Genomic DNA, 17,680 nt, shown 5'->3' with positions numbered 1-17,680 from the left:
CCGTCGAGCGTCGCGAGACTACAGTCACTCGTCTCTCACACGCGGGGAATCGGGCATTATTATCGGCACCGTAACCCGAAGTTCCGGGGAACGGGCCGGAGAAGGACGCTCGCTACCGGCAGCTGGGGCGGCCGGGACCACGCAATAGCCACGGGGGAATCCGTCGTGTCGCTTAGCCGCGCGATAATAAACCCCCTGACCCTGCAAGGGGTGATAACTCCATGTTGGCAGTCATCCTTGCGGCCGGCGAGGGCACACGGATCCGGCCGCTCTCGCGGGGGGTCCCGAAACCGATGCTTCCGGTCGCCGGCCAGCCGCTGGCGGCCCACGTCGCCGACGCCGCGGTCGCGGCGGGCGCGGACGAACTGGTCTTCGTCGTGGGCTACCGCGGCGAGGCCGTCCGCGAGCACTTCGGCGACAGTCACGGGGGCGTCCCGGTCCACTACGCCGAACAGGACGAACAGCGCGGCACTGCCGACGCCGTCCACGCCGCGCGCGAACACATCGACGGCCCGTTCGTCGTCCTGAACGGCGACAACTGCTACGACCCCGAACCGCTCTCGGCGTTCTTCGAGGGCGGCCCGGCCGTCGGCGCACAGCACGTCGACGACCCCACGAACTACGGGGTGCTCACGCTCGACGACGGCGTCGTGACGGGCATCGAGGAGAAGCCCGACGACCCGCCGTCGGACCTCGTCAACACGGGCGCCTACCGGTTCCCGGCCGAGGCGAAGGAGCGGCTCGAGGTGTCCACGAGCGAGCGCGGCGAGCGCGAACTCACGGACGTACTGGCCGATGTCACGGACACCCACACCGTCAGGCCGGTCGAGATGGAGCGGTGGATGGACGTCGGGCGGCCGTGGGAGCTACTGGAGGCCAACGAGCGCTACCTGGCGGACGCCGAGGGCGCCGTCGCGGGCGAGGTCCACGAGGACGCCGAGCTTCGCGGCCCGGTCGTCGTCGAGGACGGCGCCACGGTCGATGCGGGCGTCGTCGTCGAGGGGCCAGCGCTCGTCCAGTCGGGGGCCTCGGTCGGTCCGAACGCGTACATCCGCGGGTCGACCGTCGTCGGCCCCGACGCGACGGTCGGCCACTCGGTCGAGGTGAAGAACAGCCTCCTCATGCGCGGGGCGACGGTCGCACACCTCTCGTACGTCGGCGACAGCATCCTCGGCCGTGACGTGAACTTCGGGGCCGGGACCCAGGTGGCGAACCTGCGCCACGACGGGGCCGACGTCGAGCTGACGGTGAAGGGCGAGCGCGTCTCGACCGGCCGCCGGAAGTTCGGCGTCGTCTGCGGCCACGAGAGCAAGACCGGCATCAACGCCAGCCTCGAACCGGGCGTCACCCTCTCGGTCGGGGCGACGACCGGGGCCGGCGAGACGGTCGCACGCGACCGGTGACAGTGCGCCCGGCTCCCGACTGCACGCATCCTCCATGAAACGCAACACCGTCACCGCGTTCTTCTCCATCGCGGGGGGCCGTATCGCGGTCATCATGGTCTCCTTCCTCATCACGCCCGCCCTCGTCTACTTCCTGAGTCAGGCGGAGTACGGGGCCTACGGGGTCGTGATGGCGGTGTTCGGGATGCTGATGATCCTCGTCAGCTCCGGCATCAACAGCGGTGTCCGGAAGTTCCTCGCGGAGGAGCGCGACGGGCACGAGGACTGGGCCAGCGAGGTGTTCGGCTTCTACTTCCGCGTGGCGCTGGCGCTGGCGGTCATCCCGGCAGTGCTGCTGGCCCTCGCTGCCTACACCGGCATCATCGGCCGGTTCATGGGCCCGAAGTTCGAGCCGTACTTCTACCTGCTGGCGGTGCTCACACTCGCCGCGCAGTTTCGCGAGTACGTCCGCCGGGCGCTGATGGGGCTCGAACTCGAGCACATCTCCGAGCCCATCAAGGTCCTCCACAAGGTGGCGTTCGGGGTCGCGGCGGTGGCGCTGGCGGCGCTCGGCTTCGGCGTCAAGGGCGTCCTCGCCGGCGAGATAATCGCGAGTTCGCTCGCGTTCGTGGTCGCGTTCTACTTCATCGTCCAGAAGATCTCCATCAGGGAGGCACTCACCGGGACCACACCCGCCTTCCCGCGGCGCGAGCTGTTCAACTTCAACTACCTCACGGTCGTCTACATCTTCCTGCTGACGTCGATGTACCACGTCGACGTGCTGATGGTCAACGAATTCGTGAACAGCCAGACCGCCGGCGTCTACAAGGGCGCGCTCGTCATCGTCCAGTTCCTCTGGCTGGTGCCCCGCTCCGTCCAGTCGGTGCTTATCCAGTCGACGTCCGGGCTGTGGGCCGACAACGACATCGAGCGGGTCAACGAGATGGCCTCGAAGGCGACCCGCTACACCCTGCTGTTCACGCTCCTGCTGGCTATCGGACTGGGCGCGCTCGCCGCTGACTTCGTCCCCATCTACCTGGGCGAGGACTACGCGTCCGCCGCCCTCCCGGTGCTGCTGTTGCTCCCGGGGACGCTCGGCTTCGCCGTCGCACGGCCCATCTTCGCCATCAGCCACGCGAAGGGTGAACTGAAGGTCGTCATCGCCGCGACGGGTGCGGCGGCGGTCATCAACCTCGCGCTGAACGCGCTGCTCATCCCGCAGTACGGGATGATCGGCGCCGCCATCGCGACCAGTGTCGGCTACGGGTCGCTCCCGGTCTTCCACTACTGGGGCGCCCGGCAGATCGGCTACGAGCCGTTCGCCGACGCGCGGCTCTCGCGTATCGCGCTCACGGGCCTCGTCGCGGGCGTCCCGACGGTCGCGCTCGCACTCACCTTCGAGCGCGGGTGGCTCGCCCTGCTGGTCGTCCCGCCCGTCGGCTTCCTGCTGTACGCGACCGTCGCGCTCCTGACCGGCGCCATCGACACGGAGGAGGTCCTCTCGGTCCTGGTGGCGCTGCCGGCCCCCATCGGGCCGAGAGCCCGGTCGCTCCGCACCCGGCTGGAGCGTCCGTCGGGCTCGGTGTCACCGTTCACGCGGAGCCGCGGCCGATGGCTGTTCACCCGGTTCCTCCTCCTCGTGGGGCTCGTGGCGTTCGTCGCCGGCATCGCGGTCGCCGCCGGCATCCACGACCCGAACCTCGGCTCGGAGCCGACCGTCCGCTCGACGCCGACCGAGCCCCCGGAGCCGGCACCGGGGGGCGGCGGTAGCGGCAGCGGTGGCGACCCGACCGCGACTCCGACTCCCACGGACACCGCCCGCGGCGGCCAGTCGTCGCCGTCACCGACCGACGGTGGTGAGCCGACCGGCGGCCCGACGGACTCACCGACAGCCACCGGCTCGCCGACGGACGGGGACGACCCGACCCACACAAGCGACAGCGGTGCGACACCGACGCCCACGCCGACCAGTGGCAGCGGTCCGACACCCCCATCGACGCCGACCAGCGGCGGCGGCAGCTCGACACCCACGGCCACGCAGACGCCCACAGCAACACAAACGCCCACGAACGGCGGCGGGTCGACGCCGACGACCACACCAACCAGCGGCGATGGGGGTGGCTCAACGCCGACGGCCACGCAGACGCCCACAGCCACCCCGACCGCCACCCCGACCACCACGGCTACGTCGACCGCGACGCCGACCGCCACCCCGACCACTACGGCTACGTCGACCGCCACCCCGACCTCGGCCTCGTCGCCGACAGCCACCGCGACACCCACCCCGACCACCACGGCTACGGCGACCGCGACGCCGACCGCCACTGCGACGCCGACCTCGGCCTCGTCGCCGACACCGACTCCGGGACTCTGGTGGCTCGTCGGCCTCCTGCGGGAGCTGACGGGCGTGCTGACGACCGTGGCGGGCGCACTGCTCGTGTGGCGGCGCTAGACAGTCGGTCTCCCGCGCACGCGATTCGGACACCGACCGACGCCGCGCCCGTTCGACACGGGAGGCATCCCCGGAACCAACGTCAGCAGGTATCGAAACCCGTGATTTTCCGAGCGTCGCTGGTCAACCGGGGCCATTTTGAACATACGAATAGAACAGAATGGATAGTTTGGCGATACAGTACAGAACGACCCAGTATCCGACGAGCGCGAGACCGAACACGACCGGGGTCGAGAGGGGCATGCGGACACTCAGACGCTCTCGCTGTCGCCGCTGGCCCGGGAGCCGGTGTCGTCGGAGAGCGTGGGGAGCCACTCCGAGACGCGTGTCGCGAGCATCCCGAGGTTCGCCCGGGCGGGCGAGGGGCGGTCGTAGAGCTGTCGGTCCTCGGTCCACTGGACGAGTTCGCGGACGGTCCCACGGACCTCCTCGGTGCGCACGTCCTCGCACTCACCGGTCTTGAGGCCGAGCGCCGTCTCGATGACCGCCCGGTGGGACTCGTTGCGGAGGACGTTCAGGAGGACGAGCATCTCGTCCTGCCGGTCGCCGTCCCACGCGGCGTCCCGGCTGACGTGCTGGCCGGGGTCGCGAATCTGGTCCCGGAGGCGGGCACCAGTCCCCTGGCGGAGCCAGCCGGTGTAGCGCTGCTCGAACAGCCGGGCGGCGGTCTCCTGCCAGTGGGCCCGGAGCTGCTCGCGCTGCGCGGTCCGCTCGGTCACCCGGTAGAGGTACTGGAGCTGCTCGTCGAGCGCACGGTCACGGTCGATCTCGTGGACGGTGCCGTCACGCTGCTCGGTCGGGACGAGGTCGACGCTGGTCGGCTCGCCGTCCTCGATAGTGAGGTCGAGCGCGAGCCCCCAGTCCGTCTTCTCCCGGCTGGGCTGCTCGAAGCGGAAGTTCCCGAGGCTGTAGAAGATGGGTGTCCCCTGGTGGACCTCCCATCCCTGCGGGACGTGCGGATGGTGGCCGACCACGATGTCGGCGCCGGCCTCGACGAACCCGCGGAGCTGGGTCTGCCGTGACAGCGGTGGGAAGGGGACGTACTCCACGCCCCCGTGGGCCACGACGATGGTCATATCCGAGCGCTCGGCCTCGGCGGCGACCCGTCGTCGGGCGTCGGGGTGTGAAACCCACGCCGTCCCGGCCGAGCCCGCGTCGGCGATGCCGAACTCCTGCTCGCAGAAACTGAAGACGGCGACGGAGGTGCCGTCGAGGTCGGCCCGGTGTGGCTCCATGGCCGCATCGCGGTCCTCGCCGGCGCCACAGGTCGCGACGCCCCGGCGACGACACCGACGCTGCGTCCGCCGAAGCCCCGCCGCTCCGTAGTCCATGGCGTGGTTGTTCGCGAGCGTGACGGCATCCACGCCGAAGTCGGCGAGGACGTCCGCCGTCCCCGCCGCGGACGCCTTGGCCGGCCCGGACTTCTCGATGGGGTCACAGTCCGGGTCGATGGGTGCCTCGAGGTTCACCATGGCGAGGTCGGCCCCCTCGACGCGCTCGTGGAGTCCCGGGGCAAGTACCTCCCGGCCGCCCGGTTCCGGAAGCACGAAATCGCCCCCGACGAACAGCCGGGGCGCGTCTGACTCGTCATCTGGCGACGCTGCTGGAGAGGAGACGGTCATAGGCAGGTGTCTAGCTCGCGGGTGGGCAGCGACAGGCTTAGTTACGCACCACCCAACCCGCGGAACGGCAGCCGAGGACCGGGTCGAGGACGCGAGAAGCAAGATTACTGGCCCGGTAACAATTGGAGGGGACATCCTACAGCCGGGAAGGATGGACGCGACTGCAGGACACAGGGGGGGGCACCAGAGCGGCACCCCCAGCGGGAGGGAGCAGGGTTCGACAGCCGACACCGACCCGAGCGGCAGTGCCTCGGCCAGTGCGCCGGGACAGCTCCTGCTGTTCCTCGCTGGGACGCTCCTGTTCGTCGCCGGGGTCGCCGTCGTCATCGGGATGGGGGGTGGCGGCTCGGTCGCGCCGGACGCGCCGTCGGTGGGCGGGGACGAGACACCCACCTCGGCAGGGACGGGAGGTGGCGCGACGAGCACCACCGAATCCGCACAGCAGGGCGCCGGAACGCCCACCGCCGGTGGTGGCGGTAACGGCGGGTCGACCCCCGCGCCGACCGGGACGGCCACGACGACATCCGGCGGCGGTGGCAACTTCAGCTGGAGCGGCGGGAACAACGCCACCGCGACGCCGAACCGGACCTCGACAGCCGGGAACAACACCGGCGGCGGGAACACCTCGACCACGACGCCCACGCCGACACCCACCCAGACGACCGATGGTGGCGATGACGACGATGGTATCTTCGACTTCGGCGGGGACGACTCGACACCGACTCCGACACCTTCACCCACCCCCACGGCGACGGCCACACAGACCACCGGCACGCCGACGCCCACCCGGACGGCGACAGCGACGGGGACCACCACCCCGACGCCAACCCCGACGGCGACGCCCACTTCGACGACGACACCGACCTCGACGGCGACCACGACAGCCACCTCGACGAGCGGCGGTTCGAACAGCTTCGCAGCGGCCGGCTGGACGTCGCTCCTCGGCACGTTCGAGTGGCTCTGGGCGCTCGTCCTGACGACGGCCGTGGCGCTGGCCGACCGACGGTAAGCCGGTCACCGGGCGGCACGGAGGCGGCGACCGACCGTCGCTGGCGGCCGGTTACTCGCCCTCGAACTCCGGCTCCTGATCGGTCACGAACGCCGTCACGCCGGCGGCGAGGTCGTCGGTATCGAGCAGGTGGCCGAACGCCGTCGCCTCGATCTCGAGGCCGGCGTCCATGCTGTCCCAGCCCTCGCGCATCGCGCGCTTCGTGTAGCGCTGGGCGATGGGCGGCCCGCCAGCGATGCTGGCGGCGAACTCGACGGCCCGCTCGTCGAACTCCTCGTCGTCGTACACCTCACAGAGGAAGCCGAGTTCGTGCATCCGTTCGGGGTCGAACCGGTCGGCGGTGAAGACGACCTGCTTCGCGGCGCTCTCGCCGATGAGCCGCTGGAGCCGCTGGGTGCCGCCCCACCCGGGGAGGAGGCCGAGATTGTGCTCCGGGAGGCCGTACTCCGAGTCCGCGCTGGCGACCCGGAGGTCCGCACACATCGACAGTTCGAGGCCGCCTCCGAGTGCGTACCCCTGGATGGCCGCCACGACCGGGAGGTCGCTCTCGCGGAGTTTGCCGAAGACCCGCTGGCCCTTCCGGGAGTGCTCGACCCCCTCGCGGTTGCTCATCGCGCCCGAGGACTGCACGTCCGCGCCCGCGGAGAACGCCTTCTCGCCCTCACCCCGGATGAGGATGGCCCGTACGTCCGTGTCGACGCCCTCGTTGGCCTCCAGCAGGTCGATGGCCTCGTCGAGGTCCTCGAGCATCTGCTCGTTGACCGTGTTGAGGCTGTCCGGCCGGTCGAGCCGTATCTCGGCGAGGTAGTCGGCGGGCGATTCGAGGCGGATGGTGTCGAACTCCTGGTCGTCCGTCATGCGGTACCACCCGTGACGCCCACCCGACAAGGGCATTGTTCGGCAGATGAGCGGGGGTTTAATATCCGGGGTGCAGGAGATTCGGATTCTGGCCCCGGCGCTCCCGTCCTCGTCGAATCCCCAGCCGGAGAGCGGGTTCGACGACGCTGCTGGATACAGGGGGCGTATCAGGAGTTACTTTTCCGTTCGGGTGTTCGGTGGTGGTATGTGGTCATTCCTGCCCACAGCAGCATCTGCGGCCGGTCTCCTCCAGTACACTGTGCCGGTCGCCGGGGTCGAACTGGGGCAGACGACAGTCACCGCGATCGGCGTCGGTCTGATATTGCTACTCCTCCTGGGGTCGGGGTTCTTCTCCTCGTCGGAGATCGCGATGTTCTCCCTGCCGGCCCACCAGATCGACGCGATGGTCGACCAGGGCCTGCCCGGCGCACGGGCGGTCAAGGCACTCAAGGAGGACCCCCATCGCCTGCTCGTGACCATCCTCGTCGGGAACAACATGGTCAACATCACGATGTCCTCGGTCTCGACGACCATCGTCGGCTTCTACTTCGACGCCGGCACGGCAGTCGTCGTCTCGTCGCTCGGTATCACCTCGATGGTGCTGATATTCGGCGAGAGTGCGCCGAAGTCCTACGCCGTCGAGAACACCGAGGTCCACGCCCGGCGCGTCGCCCGGGGGCTGAAGGTCGTCGAGAAGGTACTGTGGCCCCTCATCACCCTGTTCTACTACCTGACCGGCCTCGTCAACAGGATCACCGGCGGCAACCCGTCGATCGAGTCGACGTACGTCACCCGTGACGAGATCCGGAACATCATCAAGACGGGTGAGCGCGAGGGCGTGCTCGACGAGGAGGAACGCCAGCTCCTCCAGCGCGCCCTCCGGTTCACGGATGCGTCTGCCAAGGAAGTGATGACCCCGCGGCTCGACATGGAAGGCATCTCCGGGGACGCGACCGTCCGGGAGGCGGTCGAGCAGTGTATCCAGTCGGGCCACGCCCGCCTGCCGGCCTACGAGGGATCGCTGGACAACATCGTCGGTATCTTCGATATCCGCAATCTGGAGGACATCGACTACGACGACGCGACCGACCTCGAGGTGAGCGATGTCGTCACGCCGACACTCCAGGTTCCCGAGTCGAAGAACGTCGACGAACTGCTCACGGAGATGCGCGAGAAGCGACTCCACATGGTCATCGTCATCGACGAGTTCGGCGCGACCGGGGGCCTCATCACGATGGAGGACGTCCTCGAGGAGATCGTCGGCGAGATACTGGTCGGCGACGAGGAACACCCGATCGAGTTCATCGACGAGACGGAGGTGCTGGTCCGTGGAGGAGTCAACATCGACGAGGTCAACGAGGCGCTGGGCATCGACCTGCCCGAGGGCGAGGAGTTCGAGACCATCGCCGGCTTCATCTTCAACCGTGCCGGTCGGCTCGTCGAGCAGGGCGAGACGTTCGAGTACCAGAACGTGACGCTACGGGCCGAACAGGTGGAGGACACCCGCATCCAGAAGGTGCGGGTGACCGTCGACCGGCCGGTCGACCGAGCCGTCGACGAGCGCACGTCGGTCGAGGAGGGCGACCCCGAGTGACCGCCGGTGACCGGGCAGCCGTCGGTGACCGAGCGACCGCCTGGGGAAAACGTTAGACGGCCGGGAGACGTATCCCGGCGCATTAGCTCATGTACGAGACCATCCTCCTCCCGTTCGACGGCAGTGATGGCGCCACCGAGGTGCTCCATCACGCCGCCGAGATCGCGAACTGGGCCGACGCGACCATCCGCGTCCTGTACGTGGCGGACACGAACCGTGACAGCGTCACCGTCGTCGAGGGACACACCGTCGACGTCCTCGAACGCGAGGGACGGGATATCGTCGAAGAAGCCGAGAAGACGCTGGAGACGCTCGGTGTCTCGTGCCGAACCGATGTCGTGCAGGGGAACCCTGCCCCCACAATCGCCGAGTACGCCGAGGAGTACGACCAGGACCTGGTCGTGATGCCGACCCACGGGCGCGAGGGACTCTCCCGGTACGTCGTCGGGAGCGTCGCCGAGAAGGTCGTCCGGCTCTCCTCGGTGCCCGTCCTCTCCGTCCGGATGCAGGCCGACGAACTGCTCACGTTCCCGTACGAGACCGTCCTCGTCCCGACCGACGGCAGTGACGCCGCAGCACACGCCGCCGACCACCTTCTCGCGTTCGCGGCGGCACTCGACGCGACCGTCCACGTGCTCTCGGTCGTGGACGACTCCGCACTGGGGCCGGATATCCGGTCGACGATCGCCGGGGAGGAGAGCGAGCAGGCCGCGGAGAAGGCCGTCGAGACCGTCGTCTCGGCCGCCGAGAGGTACGGGGTCACGGATGTCGTCCGGCACATCGAACACGGGCGACCCGCGGAAGGAATCCTCGGCTGTATCGAGGCGAACGACATACACGCCGTCGGGATGGGGACCACGGGAAGACGTGGAACAGACCGTATCCTGCTCGGCAGTGTGGCGGAGAAGACCGTCCGCTCCGCCCCGGTCCCCGTCATGACCGTCGCGGAGCCGGAGTGAGCCTCGCCTGCCTGACCGACGTTCGACGGCCTCGTCGATAGCACCCTCGACAGGATATCTCGATCACGAGCACGCGAGACGGACGCCCGACTCGAACCACCGCGGTACGGACTGGCTCCGGGCTTCGGTGGATACGCCTCCGGTCAGTTGCTGAGTACTTCGAGAGAGAGTCCGTCGCTCAGAACACGTCCAGCCCCAGCATCTCGTCCTGGATGCCGTCGCCCGCGACCACCTCGCAGTCGCTCGTCGAGAAGTATCGGCGTCCCCGGAACGGTGCCTACCCGCTCTCGGTCGTCTGGCCGAAGTCGGAGAGCGACTCGCCGACGCGGACCGCGATGGGTTCGTCGTCGCTGGTGGAGCCGAGCGCGACGGCGACCATCTCCTCGTCAGTGTTGTCGATGCGTACTGTCTCGTTCGCCCGGGAGACACCGTCGATCTCCGTGTCCGGGAGTTCGATGCGAATCCGATACTGCCCCGTCTCCGTCCAGACGTCGTCGTACGCCACGATGTTGCTCTCGCCGTCGGCGTCCTCCGAGGGGACCGCGAACGTCTCGTCGAGAGCAGTGTCGCCGGCCGGGCTGGTGACCTCGATCGACCCGCTGACCGCCCGGTTCAGTTGGTTCAGGATATTGACCTCCTCGAGCACCTGGTCCCCGATGGCGTCCACGATGGCCGAACAGCCGGCGACCGATGTCAGTATCGCCGCGCCACCGGCTGCGAGGATTCGGCGTCTGGTGAGAGCGGCGCTCCTGGAGGCTGCACGGTAATCCATTGTTGGAAGACATCCTGTCGGATGGTCCGGGACGGTGAAAAGTGAACACGGCGTGTCTCCGGCGTCGAAACAGCGGCCAGTGGCTGTCGGACCCAGATGACCGACCTCCTCGGTCGACAGACACGCGCGAGTCGCGATGGAGCTGCCGATGGGGAGACACGATGGAACCGTGGAAACGGTCGGCACGGACGGACGGGACGATGGCGGACCGTCTCCGGGCGACCGGTCACGCCACTCGGCGGAGGCCGAACGCCCACGCCAGCAGGGCAGCCAGCGCGACGAGCAGTCCGAACCCGGGGCCGCCGCTGACGGTCGGCGGCCCGCTGTCGGCCTCACCGAGCGGCGCGACCACGATGGAGGGACTGCCCGAGACGTCGACGGTGGCGTAGACGTAGTTGCTCCCCGGGACGGTCCCGGCAGCGCCGCTCGCCTGGCTCCAGCTGCCGTCGTAGCGCCACGGCTCGACCGTCGACTCGCTGACGTTGGCCGCCACGAGGTCGGTCGGTGCGTAGCTCACGTTGACCACGACATCCGGGTTGCTCCCAGACACCCGGACGTACTGCGAGAGGTTCCGCATGCCGGACGGGTCACCAGCCGGCGCCCCCGTCGGGTTGAGAGCGAAGTTGCGACCGGTAGCCCCGACGACGGTCGGGTCGCTCGCGCCGAGCTGGAGCTCCCGTACCGTCAGGTTGGTCGTCGTCCCCTGGGCACTCAGCGAGTCCCCCCCGTTGTCCCACGCCGTGACGTTCACGACGCGCCCGTCGTCGGTGTCGGTCACGAGGACCCCATCGTTCGCGCTTCCGTTGATGGCAACATCACGGACCTCGACTCGATGGGAGCCGGTCGCCCCCAGCCCGTACCAGGTGAAGGTTCCCGCCCGGATGCGGGCGTCCCTGACGGTGTTGTCCGAGCCGCCGAGGACGTGGATTCCGGCCCCGGCTTCGCTGTCGAAGCTGACCTCCGCGACCGTGACGTTGGTGCTATCCTCGACCAGGTAGCCGATGAGGGCGCCATCGATCGGCGCACTGGTGGCGTTCATCACCGTACTGTCGGTCGTGTCCCTGACGACGATGGTCCCGCCCTCCCAGCCGGGGCCGCCGTTCAGGGCGCCGTCCATGCCCGTGACCGCGATATCGGTCGCGGACAGGATCGAAACGCCGACGCTGTTGTTCCGTACCTCGACATCGGTCACCGCGCTGGCCGTGAGGTTCCGGAACCGGACGCCGGCATCCCAGTTCGTAGCCTCCAGGTCCCGGACGGTCACATCGGCCAACTGCCCGCCACTGGGGTCCCGTGCCAGCACGCCCGCGGTCGAGGGCAGCCCGGCGCTGTCGATGGCGTGCTTGTTCCCGTCGAACGTCACGCTGCTCGCCCGGATGTCGATGCAGACGTCCTCGGGTCGGTCGGTGAGGTCCTGGGTCAGGACGTACAGCCCGGGCTCGTCGATGATGCGACAGTCCGAAACCGGGACCGCGGTCGGTGCTGGCGTCGGGGTCGCCGTTATCGGCGTCATCGTCGGCGGGGGTGTCGGCGTCGAGGTCGGGGTCGCCGTTATCGGCGTCATCGTCGGCGCGGCGGTCGCCGTCGGTGTCGGGACCGGCGTCGGCGAGGGCGTGGCCGTCCCGTTCGGTGTCGGGGTCGCGGTCCCGTTCGGCGTCGGGGAAGGCGTCGGCGTTGCCGTGGCTGTGGGCGTGCTGGAGCCGTTCCCCAGCGGCGCGAACTCGGTGACCGACCCCGGGAACGCCGTGGCGTTGGCGTAGACGTAGTTCGCGGCAGTGTCGACCCCGTTCGTGCCGGGGACCGTCGACCAGCTGCCGTCGTGGCGCCACATGCGAAGCGTCGATTCCGCGGCGCCCGACGCGCTCGCGTAGCTCACGTTGAGGGAGAGGTACGCGCCGCTCCCGGTGTCGGTCGCCTCGACCGCCCCGCCGACGGCAGTCATACCGCTCGGTGGGGGTGTCGGCGTGGGGACAGCACGCAGCGATGCCCGCCGCGAGCGCGTCTCGACGACCGCCGAGGAGAGTTCGAGGTCGATGGTCGTGGTCGTGCCGACGCCGGCCTGTGTCAGTGCCCAGTCGCCGCTGCCGAGCACGGTCACGTTCTCCAGATGCGTCCCGTCGGCGTCCTCGATAGCGACGCCGTCGGTCGTCGAGCCGGTCACCGTCGAGTCCACGACGGTCGTGTCCGGACTCGCCGTCTCGATAGCGATGCCGACCCGGTTGTCCGAGACGGCGCTTCCGGCCAGGGTGTTGTTGGGACTCCGCGACCGGACGACGACCCCACGGTTCGCGTTAGCCGCGCTGTCGAGGGCACGGACGACGTTGTCCGCGCTCCCGACGAGTCTGATTCCGTCCTCGTTACCGGTCACGGTGGCGTCGCGAACGGTCGAAGCGGTGGTCTTGCTGAAGACGATTCCCGTCGCGCCGTTCCCCGAGGCGTTCACCGAATCGACCACGCCGTCGCTCACGGTGGCGTATCTGACGCCGGTCTCCCAGTCCGTCACCCGCAGGTTCCGGACGGTCACGTTCGAGAGTGTCCCCGTGCCGGCGACCTGAACGCCGGTCCCGTTGCCCACGCCGTCGATCTCGTGGCCCGCCCCGTCGAAGACCACGTCGCTGGCCGTTACCTCGATGCATGGGCTCGTGGCGCTGTTACTGATATCGCCCGCCAGTTCGTAGCTCCCGGGCGTGTCGATGGTCGTGCACTCGCTCACCGGCGTCGGTGGCGTCGTCGTGCCCCCTGCGACCCCACCGAGGGCGACCAGCGCTCCGAGGAGGAGGAAGGGGATGCTGATTCGCATCGCTGTTCACCTGTTTCAGGGTCCCGGTTATCGTACAAAGGTGTTTGGGAGCGAGTGTCACAGTGGTCGATGGACCGGGCGAGAGTCCGGCGCACGGGGAGTGTGCCGATTTCGAGGGGCGCGTCAGTCCTCGCGGGTCCGGACGACGATGACCGGCGCCACCGCCCCCTCCGCGACGCGTTCGGTCGGGTCGCCGAACAGGGACGACAGCAGCGAGGGGCCGCCCGCGCCCATCACGATGATGTCGAACTCGCCGGAGCGGTCGACGATATCCCAGACCGGCGACTCCGACTCGGCGTGCTCCGCAGTTATCTGCTCCGCCGGGAGGCCCCGGTCGAGCAGCGTCTCCCGGGCCCGCTCGACGGCCGCGTCCGTGTCGTACTCGCCACCGGTGTCCAGTCCCCAGAGCGTCACCGTGCCGGCGTGGCCACCCAGCAGCGTCGAGACGAGGTCCGCGAGGCGGCCGACGTCGACCGCGCCACGGATGGGGACGAGCACGTCCTCGATGTCGCTCGATGGGTTCGGGAGGAGGATGGCAGTCGCGCCGACCTCCTCGGCGACGCGCTCGACGGTCTGGTCCCGGTCGTGGGTGAAGGCGACACGGGTCTCAACGCCCCGGCCCACCCCGCGGAACGTGTCCGCGATGTCCTCGACGGCGGTCCTGGCGCGGTCCTCGAACTGCATGCTGGCCTGCTCGGTCGGTGTCTGCTCGGGGAGGACGTGGTAGCCCAGCAGGATGATTCGTGCGGGTGCGAGGAACTCGACGAGCGACTCGGAGATGGACTCGCCCTCCAGTACCTCGACCGGGACGAGGATGCGCGGCGGTTCACGGATATCGAGGTCGTTGTCGGACATGATGGATTCGGCAGTCGGCGCGGGGTCGTCGTCGGACATCTACAGCACCCCCTTCAGTTCCACGTCGGCAGCGTAGTACTTGTACCACCCGGCGGCTGCGAGCATGATGGCGAGCCCGATGACCTGCGAGGTGGTCTGCATGAACAGGATGAGGCCGAAACTCGCGATGGCGCCGATACCGGCGACGAGCCGGTGTGCCGGCACCCGGAAATCCGGGTCGTACCACTCCGGTTCGTCCCGGCGCATCGAGATGAGCGCGACGCACATCAGCCCGTACATGACGAGGTGGAGGAAGGAGGCGACCTCGGCCAGCACCTCGACCTCGCCCAGTGCGACCAGCACCAGGACCGGCCCGCCCGCCATCGCCAGCGCGACGTGGGGCGTGCCGTACTTGAGGTTCATCCGCGCGGCGGCCTTCGGGATGATGGCGTCCTTGCTCACCGCGAACACCGCCCGCGAGGTCGAGAGGATGGAGGCGTTCGCACTCGAGACGGTGGCCAACAGCCCGGCGAGGAGTATCGCCAGCGCGCCGGTGCCGCCGACGAAGTTGCGCGCCACCTCGACGATGGCCGTCTCCCCGAACGTCTCGAGTCGTGCACTGCCGAAGGCACTCGTCGCGACGAAGATGGTCGCGACGTAGAGGACGGCGACGATGAGGACCGACCCGACCATCGCCAGCGGGAGGTTCCGGCCGGGGTCCTTGATGTCGCCCGCGACCGTCGCGACCTGTGCGAATCCCAGATACGACGTGAACACCAGCGCCGCCGTCGTGAACATCGGGAACGGGCCGAACCGGAAGAACGTCTCCGGCGTCGACTGGGTGCCGAAGACGCCCAGCGCGTCGAGCCCCCCGTAGCTCAGAAACAGCACGAGGATGGTCAGGAGCAGCCCGACCACGTAGTTCTGGAGCTTCGCGGCGTTCTCCGTCCCGAACAGGTTGAGCGCGGTGAGGAGGACGCCGAACACCAGCGCCATCGGGATGACGATGGGGACCCCACCGAGATTCACCCCCGCCTCCGCGAGCAGCGCGGCAGCGTAGTTCCCGAAGCCGACGAGGTAGAACGCCGTCGCGAACACCAGCCCCAGCCAGATGCTGATACCGACGACCGCGCCCGGGAGCGCCCCGAGCGCGCGAGAGATGAAGTAGTAGCCGCCGCCGGATTTCGGCATCGCGGTGGCGAGTTCCGAGGCCGGCAGTGCCACCAGCAGCGCGATGACGGCCCCGATGGCGAACGACCCGGCCGCGGCCGGCCCGGCACGCCCCGCTGCCAGCCCCGGGAACACGAAGATGCCCGCGCCGATCATCGTCCCGACGCCGATGGCGATACCGCCGACCAGCCCGATGGAGCGTTCGAGCTCCGTCCCCTCCTCGGTGACGGTCGTCTCGCCCTCTGCCTCGGTCGAGAGCCCGACCTGCTCTGGCGCCTCGCCGGCCCTGTTCGTCGCCCCTGTCCCCGGCTCCGGGGTCGTGCCCATGCAGGCCGGGCGCGCGCTGGTGACTATAAAGCCGGGGCTAGCGAGCGGGACGAAACCGCTGACTCAGGGCGGAGCGGCCAGCACGGGCGCGTCACACGGACGACAATCGCCCTCTGTGGGTAAGATGCTGCACATCGCCCGAATCCGACAGGGAACGGGTGTAGTCGGGCAGCCGACACACTTCGGATGGCGGACCCCGGGTAGGCCCCCCGTGTTCTCACAGCGCAGGAGAGGAACTGCGCGACGACGTGGCGGCGGCCATCGAGAACCCGGTAGGCGTATTCGAGCCGGACAACCGGGACCCGACCAGGGACGGCGTGTCTGCCTGCGGCGCACCGGACACTTCCGACAAACGCCTCGTCGCCGAGAACGGTCAGAAGAGCGGTTCACCTCGCGTCTCGCGACCGAAGGCGAGGACGACCAGCCCACCGAGCGCGAAGGCGACCGCGAGCGGCGTCAGTGCGAGGAGGTACCCCGACGCCACGAGTCCGCCCGCCAGGTCGGTCTCCAGAAGCGTCCCGGCGAGGATGGGCCCGATGACGGCGGCGACCTTGCCGACGCCGCCGGCGTATCCCATCCCGGTCCCCCGTGCCTCGGTGGGGAAGAGCTCGGGCGTGTACGCGTAGATGGCTCCCCACGCGCCGAGCGCGAAGAAACTCGCCGCCAGCAGGCCCAGCAGGAACGGCCAGAAGCCCGACAGCCCGGCGCCGAACAGCGCGACGCCCGGCATCGTCGCGGCGAAGACGAACGTGAAGACGCCCGAGAGAAGCAGGTACGAGCCGAGCGTCGGCCGCCGACCGACCCGCTCGACCAGATAGGCCGCACTCAGGTAGCCCGGAATCTGGACGACACCGATGAGGAGGAAGTACAGGTAGATGTTCCCGACCACGCCGGCTGCCCCGACGGTCTGTGGGAGCCAGATGAACACGCCGTAGTAGCCGAAGTTGATGGCGAACCACGCGGCGCCGATCATCAGCGTCTGCGAGCGGATGTCGTCGTCGAACAGCCGCGAGACGGGCGGCGTCGGTGTCGTCTCGACATCGTCGATGTCGAGCAGCTCCGCGTCCTCGTCGTTCTCCGCCGCGATGGCCCGAATGAGGGCGTTGGCCTCGTCGATGCGTCCCTCCCTGGCGAGGTAGTACGGCGTCTCGCTCAACTGCGAGCGGATGACGAACACCAGCAGCGCGGGGAAGGCCGCCGAGAGGAACAGCAGCCGCCAGCCGGCGACCGCCCCGACGACCGGGAGGGCGATGGTGCCGCCCGGCCCGGCGAGCGCCGAGAGCCAGACCCAGGCCAGCACCACCGCGATGATGTTGCCGATGGGCCAGAACGCGTCGAGGTAGACGAGATACCGCCCCCGGCGCTCGGTCGGGAGGTGCTCCGAGAGGTACGAGGTGTCCACCGCGAGCGCGCCACCGAGGCCGACACCGGTCAGGAACCGCAGGGCGAACCCCGAGTAGAAGCCGACGGCGAGGGCGGTGAGTCCGGCGAACACCGAGTACGTCAGCACGGTCCACTGGAAGGCGGGCTTGCGCCCGTGCCGGTCGGCGTACCAGCCCCACCCCCAGTTGCCGATAATCATCCCCATGAGGCTGGCGCTGCCGAGCAAGCCGGCGGACAGCCCCGACAGCCCCCACGCCCCGATGAGCACCGGCAGGGTGAAGCTGATGATGATGACCTCCATCCCGTCGAAGGCCCAGGCGCTGCCGCAGATGGCCAGTAGCCGGTGGTGGAACCGGCCGACCGGAATCCGGTCGATGACCTGCGAGACGGTGACGGTTCCTCGGCTCATTGTCCTGTCACGAAGCCTCCTCCGGTCGGAGGGAAGACGGTTTCGGCGATTCCCGGGAGACGGTCCGTACCGGGACACCGGTTCGGGTCCAGCGGGCCGACCGACCCAC

At 69.1% G+C, this 17,680-nt stretch carries 12 protein-coding genes; 5 read left to right on the top strand and 7 right to left on the bottom strand.

Features of this window, described 5'->3' with window-relative positions:
* Positions 1 to 221 precede the first annotated feature (221 nt).
* A complete protein-coding gene (glmU, locus tag NL115_RS10610; RefSeq protein ID WP_254829340.1) occupies positions 222 to 1,403 on the top strand; it encodes a bifunctional sugar-1-phosphate nucleotidylyltransferase/acetyltransferase in 1,182 nt (393 codons plus the stop codon).
* Positions 1,404 to 1,437: 34 nt separating this feature from the next.
* Positions 1,438 to 3,834, top strand: coding sequence for an oligosaccharide flippase family protein (locus tag NL115_RS10605; RefSeq protein ID WP_254829339.1), 2,397 nt, complete (start codon positions 1,438 to 1,440; stop codon positions 3,832 to 3,834).
* A 251-nt stretch (positions 3,835 to 4,085) separates the two neighbouring features.
* Here the strand turns inward: NL115_RS10605 and NL115_RS10600 are convergent, their stop codons facing one another.
* Positions 4,086 to 5,456, bottom strand: a complete 1,371-nt coding sequence (locus NL115_RS10600) for a CapA family protein (RefSeq protein ID WP_254829338.1) — start codon at positions 5,454 to 5,456, stop codon at positions 4,086 to 4,088.
* Positions 5,457 to 5,607: 151 nt separating this feature from the next.
* Here NL115_RS10600 and NL115_RS10595 point away from each other — a divergent pair, with 151 nt between their 5' ends.
* Entirely contained in the window at positions 5,608 to 6,465 is an 858-nt protein-coding gene (locus tag NL115_RS10595; RefSeq protein WP_254829337.1) for a hypothetical protein, read from the top strand.
* A 51-nt stretch (positions 6,466 to 6,516) separates the two neighbouring features.
* On the opposite strand, the gene NL115_RS10590 is transcribed toward NL115_RS10595, so the two are convergent.
* Positions 6,517 to 7,323 (bottom strand): enoyl-CoA hydratase/isomerase family protein, encoded by an 807-nt coding sequence (locus tag NL115_RS10590; protein WP_254829336.1) that lies wholly within the window; start codon positions 7,321 to 7,323, stop codon positions 6,517 to 6,519.
* A gap of 205 nt (positions 7,324 to 7,528) precedes the next feature.
* Here NL115_RS10590 and NL115_RS10585 point away from each other — a divergent pair, with 205 nt between their 5' ends.
* The gene (locus tag NL115_RS10585) at positions 7,529 to 8,917 is read left to right on the top strand and encodes a hemolysin family protein (protein WP_254829335.1); all 1,389 of its coding nucleotides are present in this window, start codon (positions 7,529 to 7,531) and stop codon (positions 8,915 to 8,917) included.
* A gap of 89 nt (positions 8,918 to 9,006) precedes the next feature.
* Positions 9,007 to 9,876 carry a universal stress protein gene (locus NL115_RS10580; protein ID WP_254829334.1) on the top strand — a complete coding sequence of 290 codons (870 nt, stop codon included), beginning with the start codon at positions 9,007 to 9,009 and terminating at the stop codon, positions 9,874 to 9,876.
* A gap of 277 nt (positions 9,877 to 10,153) precedes the next feature.
* Here NL115_RS10580 and NL115_RS10575 read toward each other — a convergent pair whose 3' ends face one another.
* From NL115_RS10575 to NL115_RS10555, 5 genes are all read right to left on the bottom strand, one after another.
* Complete coding sequence (locus NL115_RS10575) at positions 10,154 to 10,648, bottom strand: hypothetical protein (protein WP_254829333.1); 495 nt, start codon at positions 10,646 to 10,648, stop codon at positions 10,154 to 10,156.
* A 226-nt stretch (positions 10,649 to 10,874) separates the two neighbouring features.
* Positions 10,875 to 13,448 (bottom strand): right-handed parallel beta-helix repeat-containing protein, encoded by a 2,574-nt coding sequence (locus NL115_RS10570; protein WP_254829332.1) that lies wholly within the window; start codon positions 13,446 to 13,448, stop codon positions 10,875 to 10,877.
* A gap of 123 nt (positions 13,449 to 13,571) precedes the next feature.
* Positions 13,572 to 14,342, bottom strand: coding sequence for a universal stress protein (locus NL115_RS10565; RefSeq protein WP_254829331.1), 771 nt, complete (start codon positions 14,340 to 14,342; stop codon positions 13,572 to 13,574).
* On the bottom strand, positions 14,343 to 15,779 hold the full coding sequence (locus NL115_RS10560) for an APC family permease (RefSeq protein ID WP_254829330.1): 1,437 nt from the start codon (positions 15,777 to 15,779) through the stop codon (positions 14,343 to 14,345).
* 373 nt (positions 15,780 to 16,152) lie between these two features.
* Entirely contained in the window at positions 16,153 to 17,571 is a 1,419-nt protein-coding gene (locus NL115_RS10555; protein WP_254829329.1) for an MFS transporter, read from the bottom strand.
* Between the last annotated feature and the right edge of the window lie 109 nt (positions 17,572 to 17,680).

It is taken from the genome of Haloglomus salinum, from assembly GCF_024298825.1.
In the GTDB taxonomy this organism is placed as follows: Archaea; Halobacteriota; Halobacteria; order Halobacteriales; family Haloarculaceae; genus Haloglomus; species Haloglomus salinum.
The sequence above is the reverse complement of the archived record's forward strand: the minus strand, read 5'-3'. Positions and strand labels throughout refer to the sequence as shown.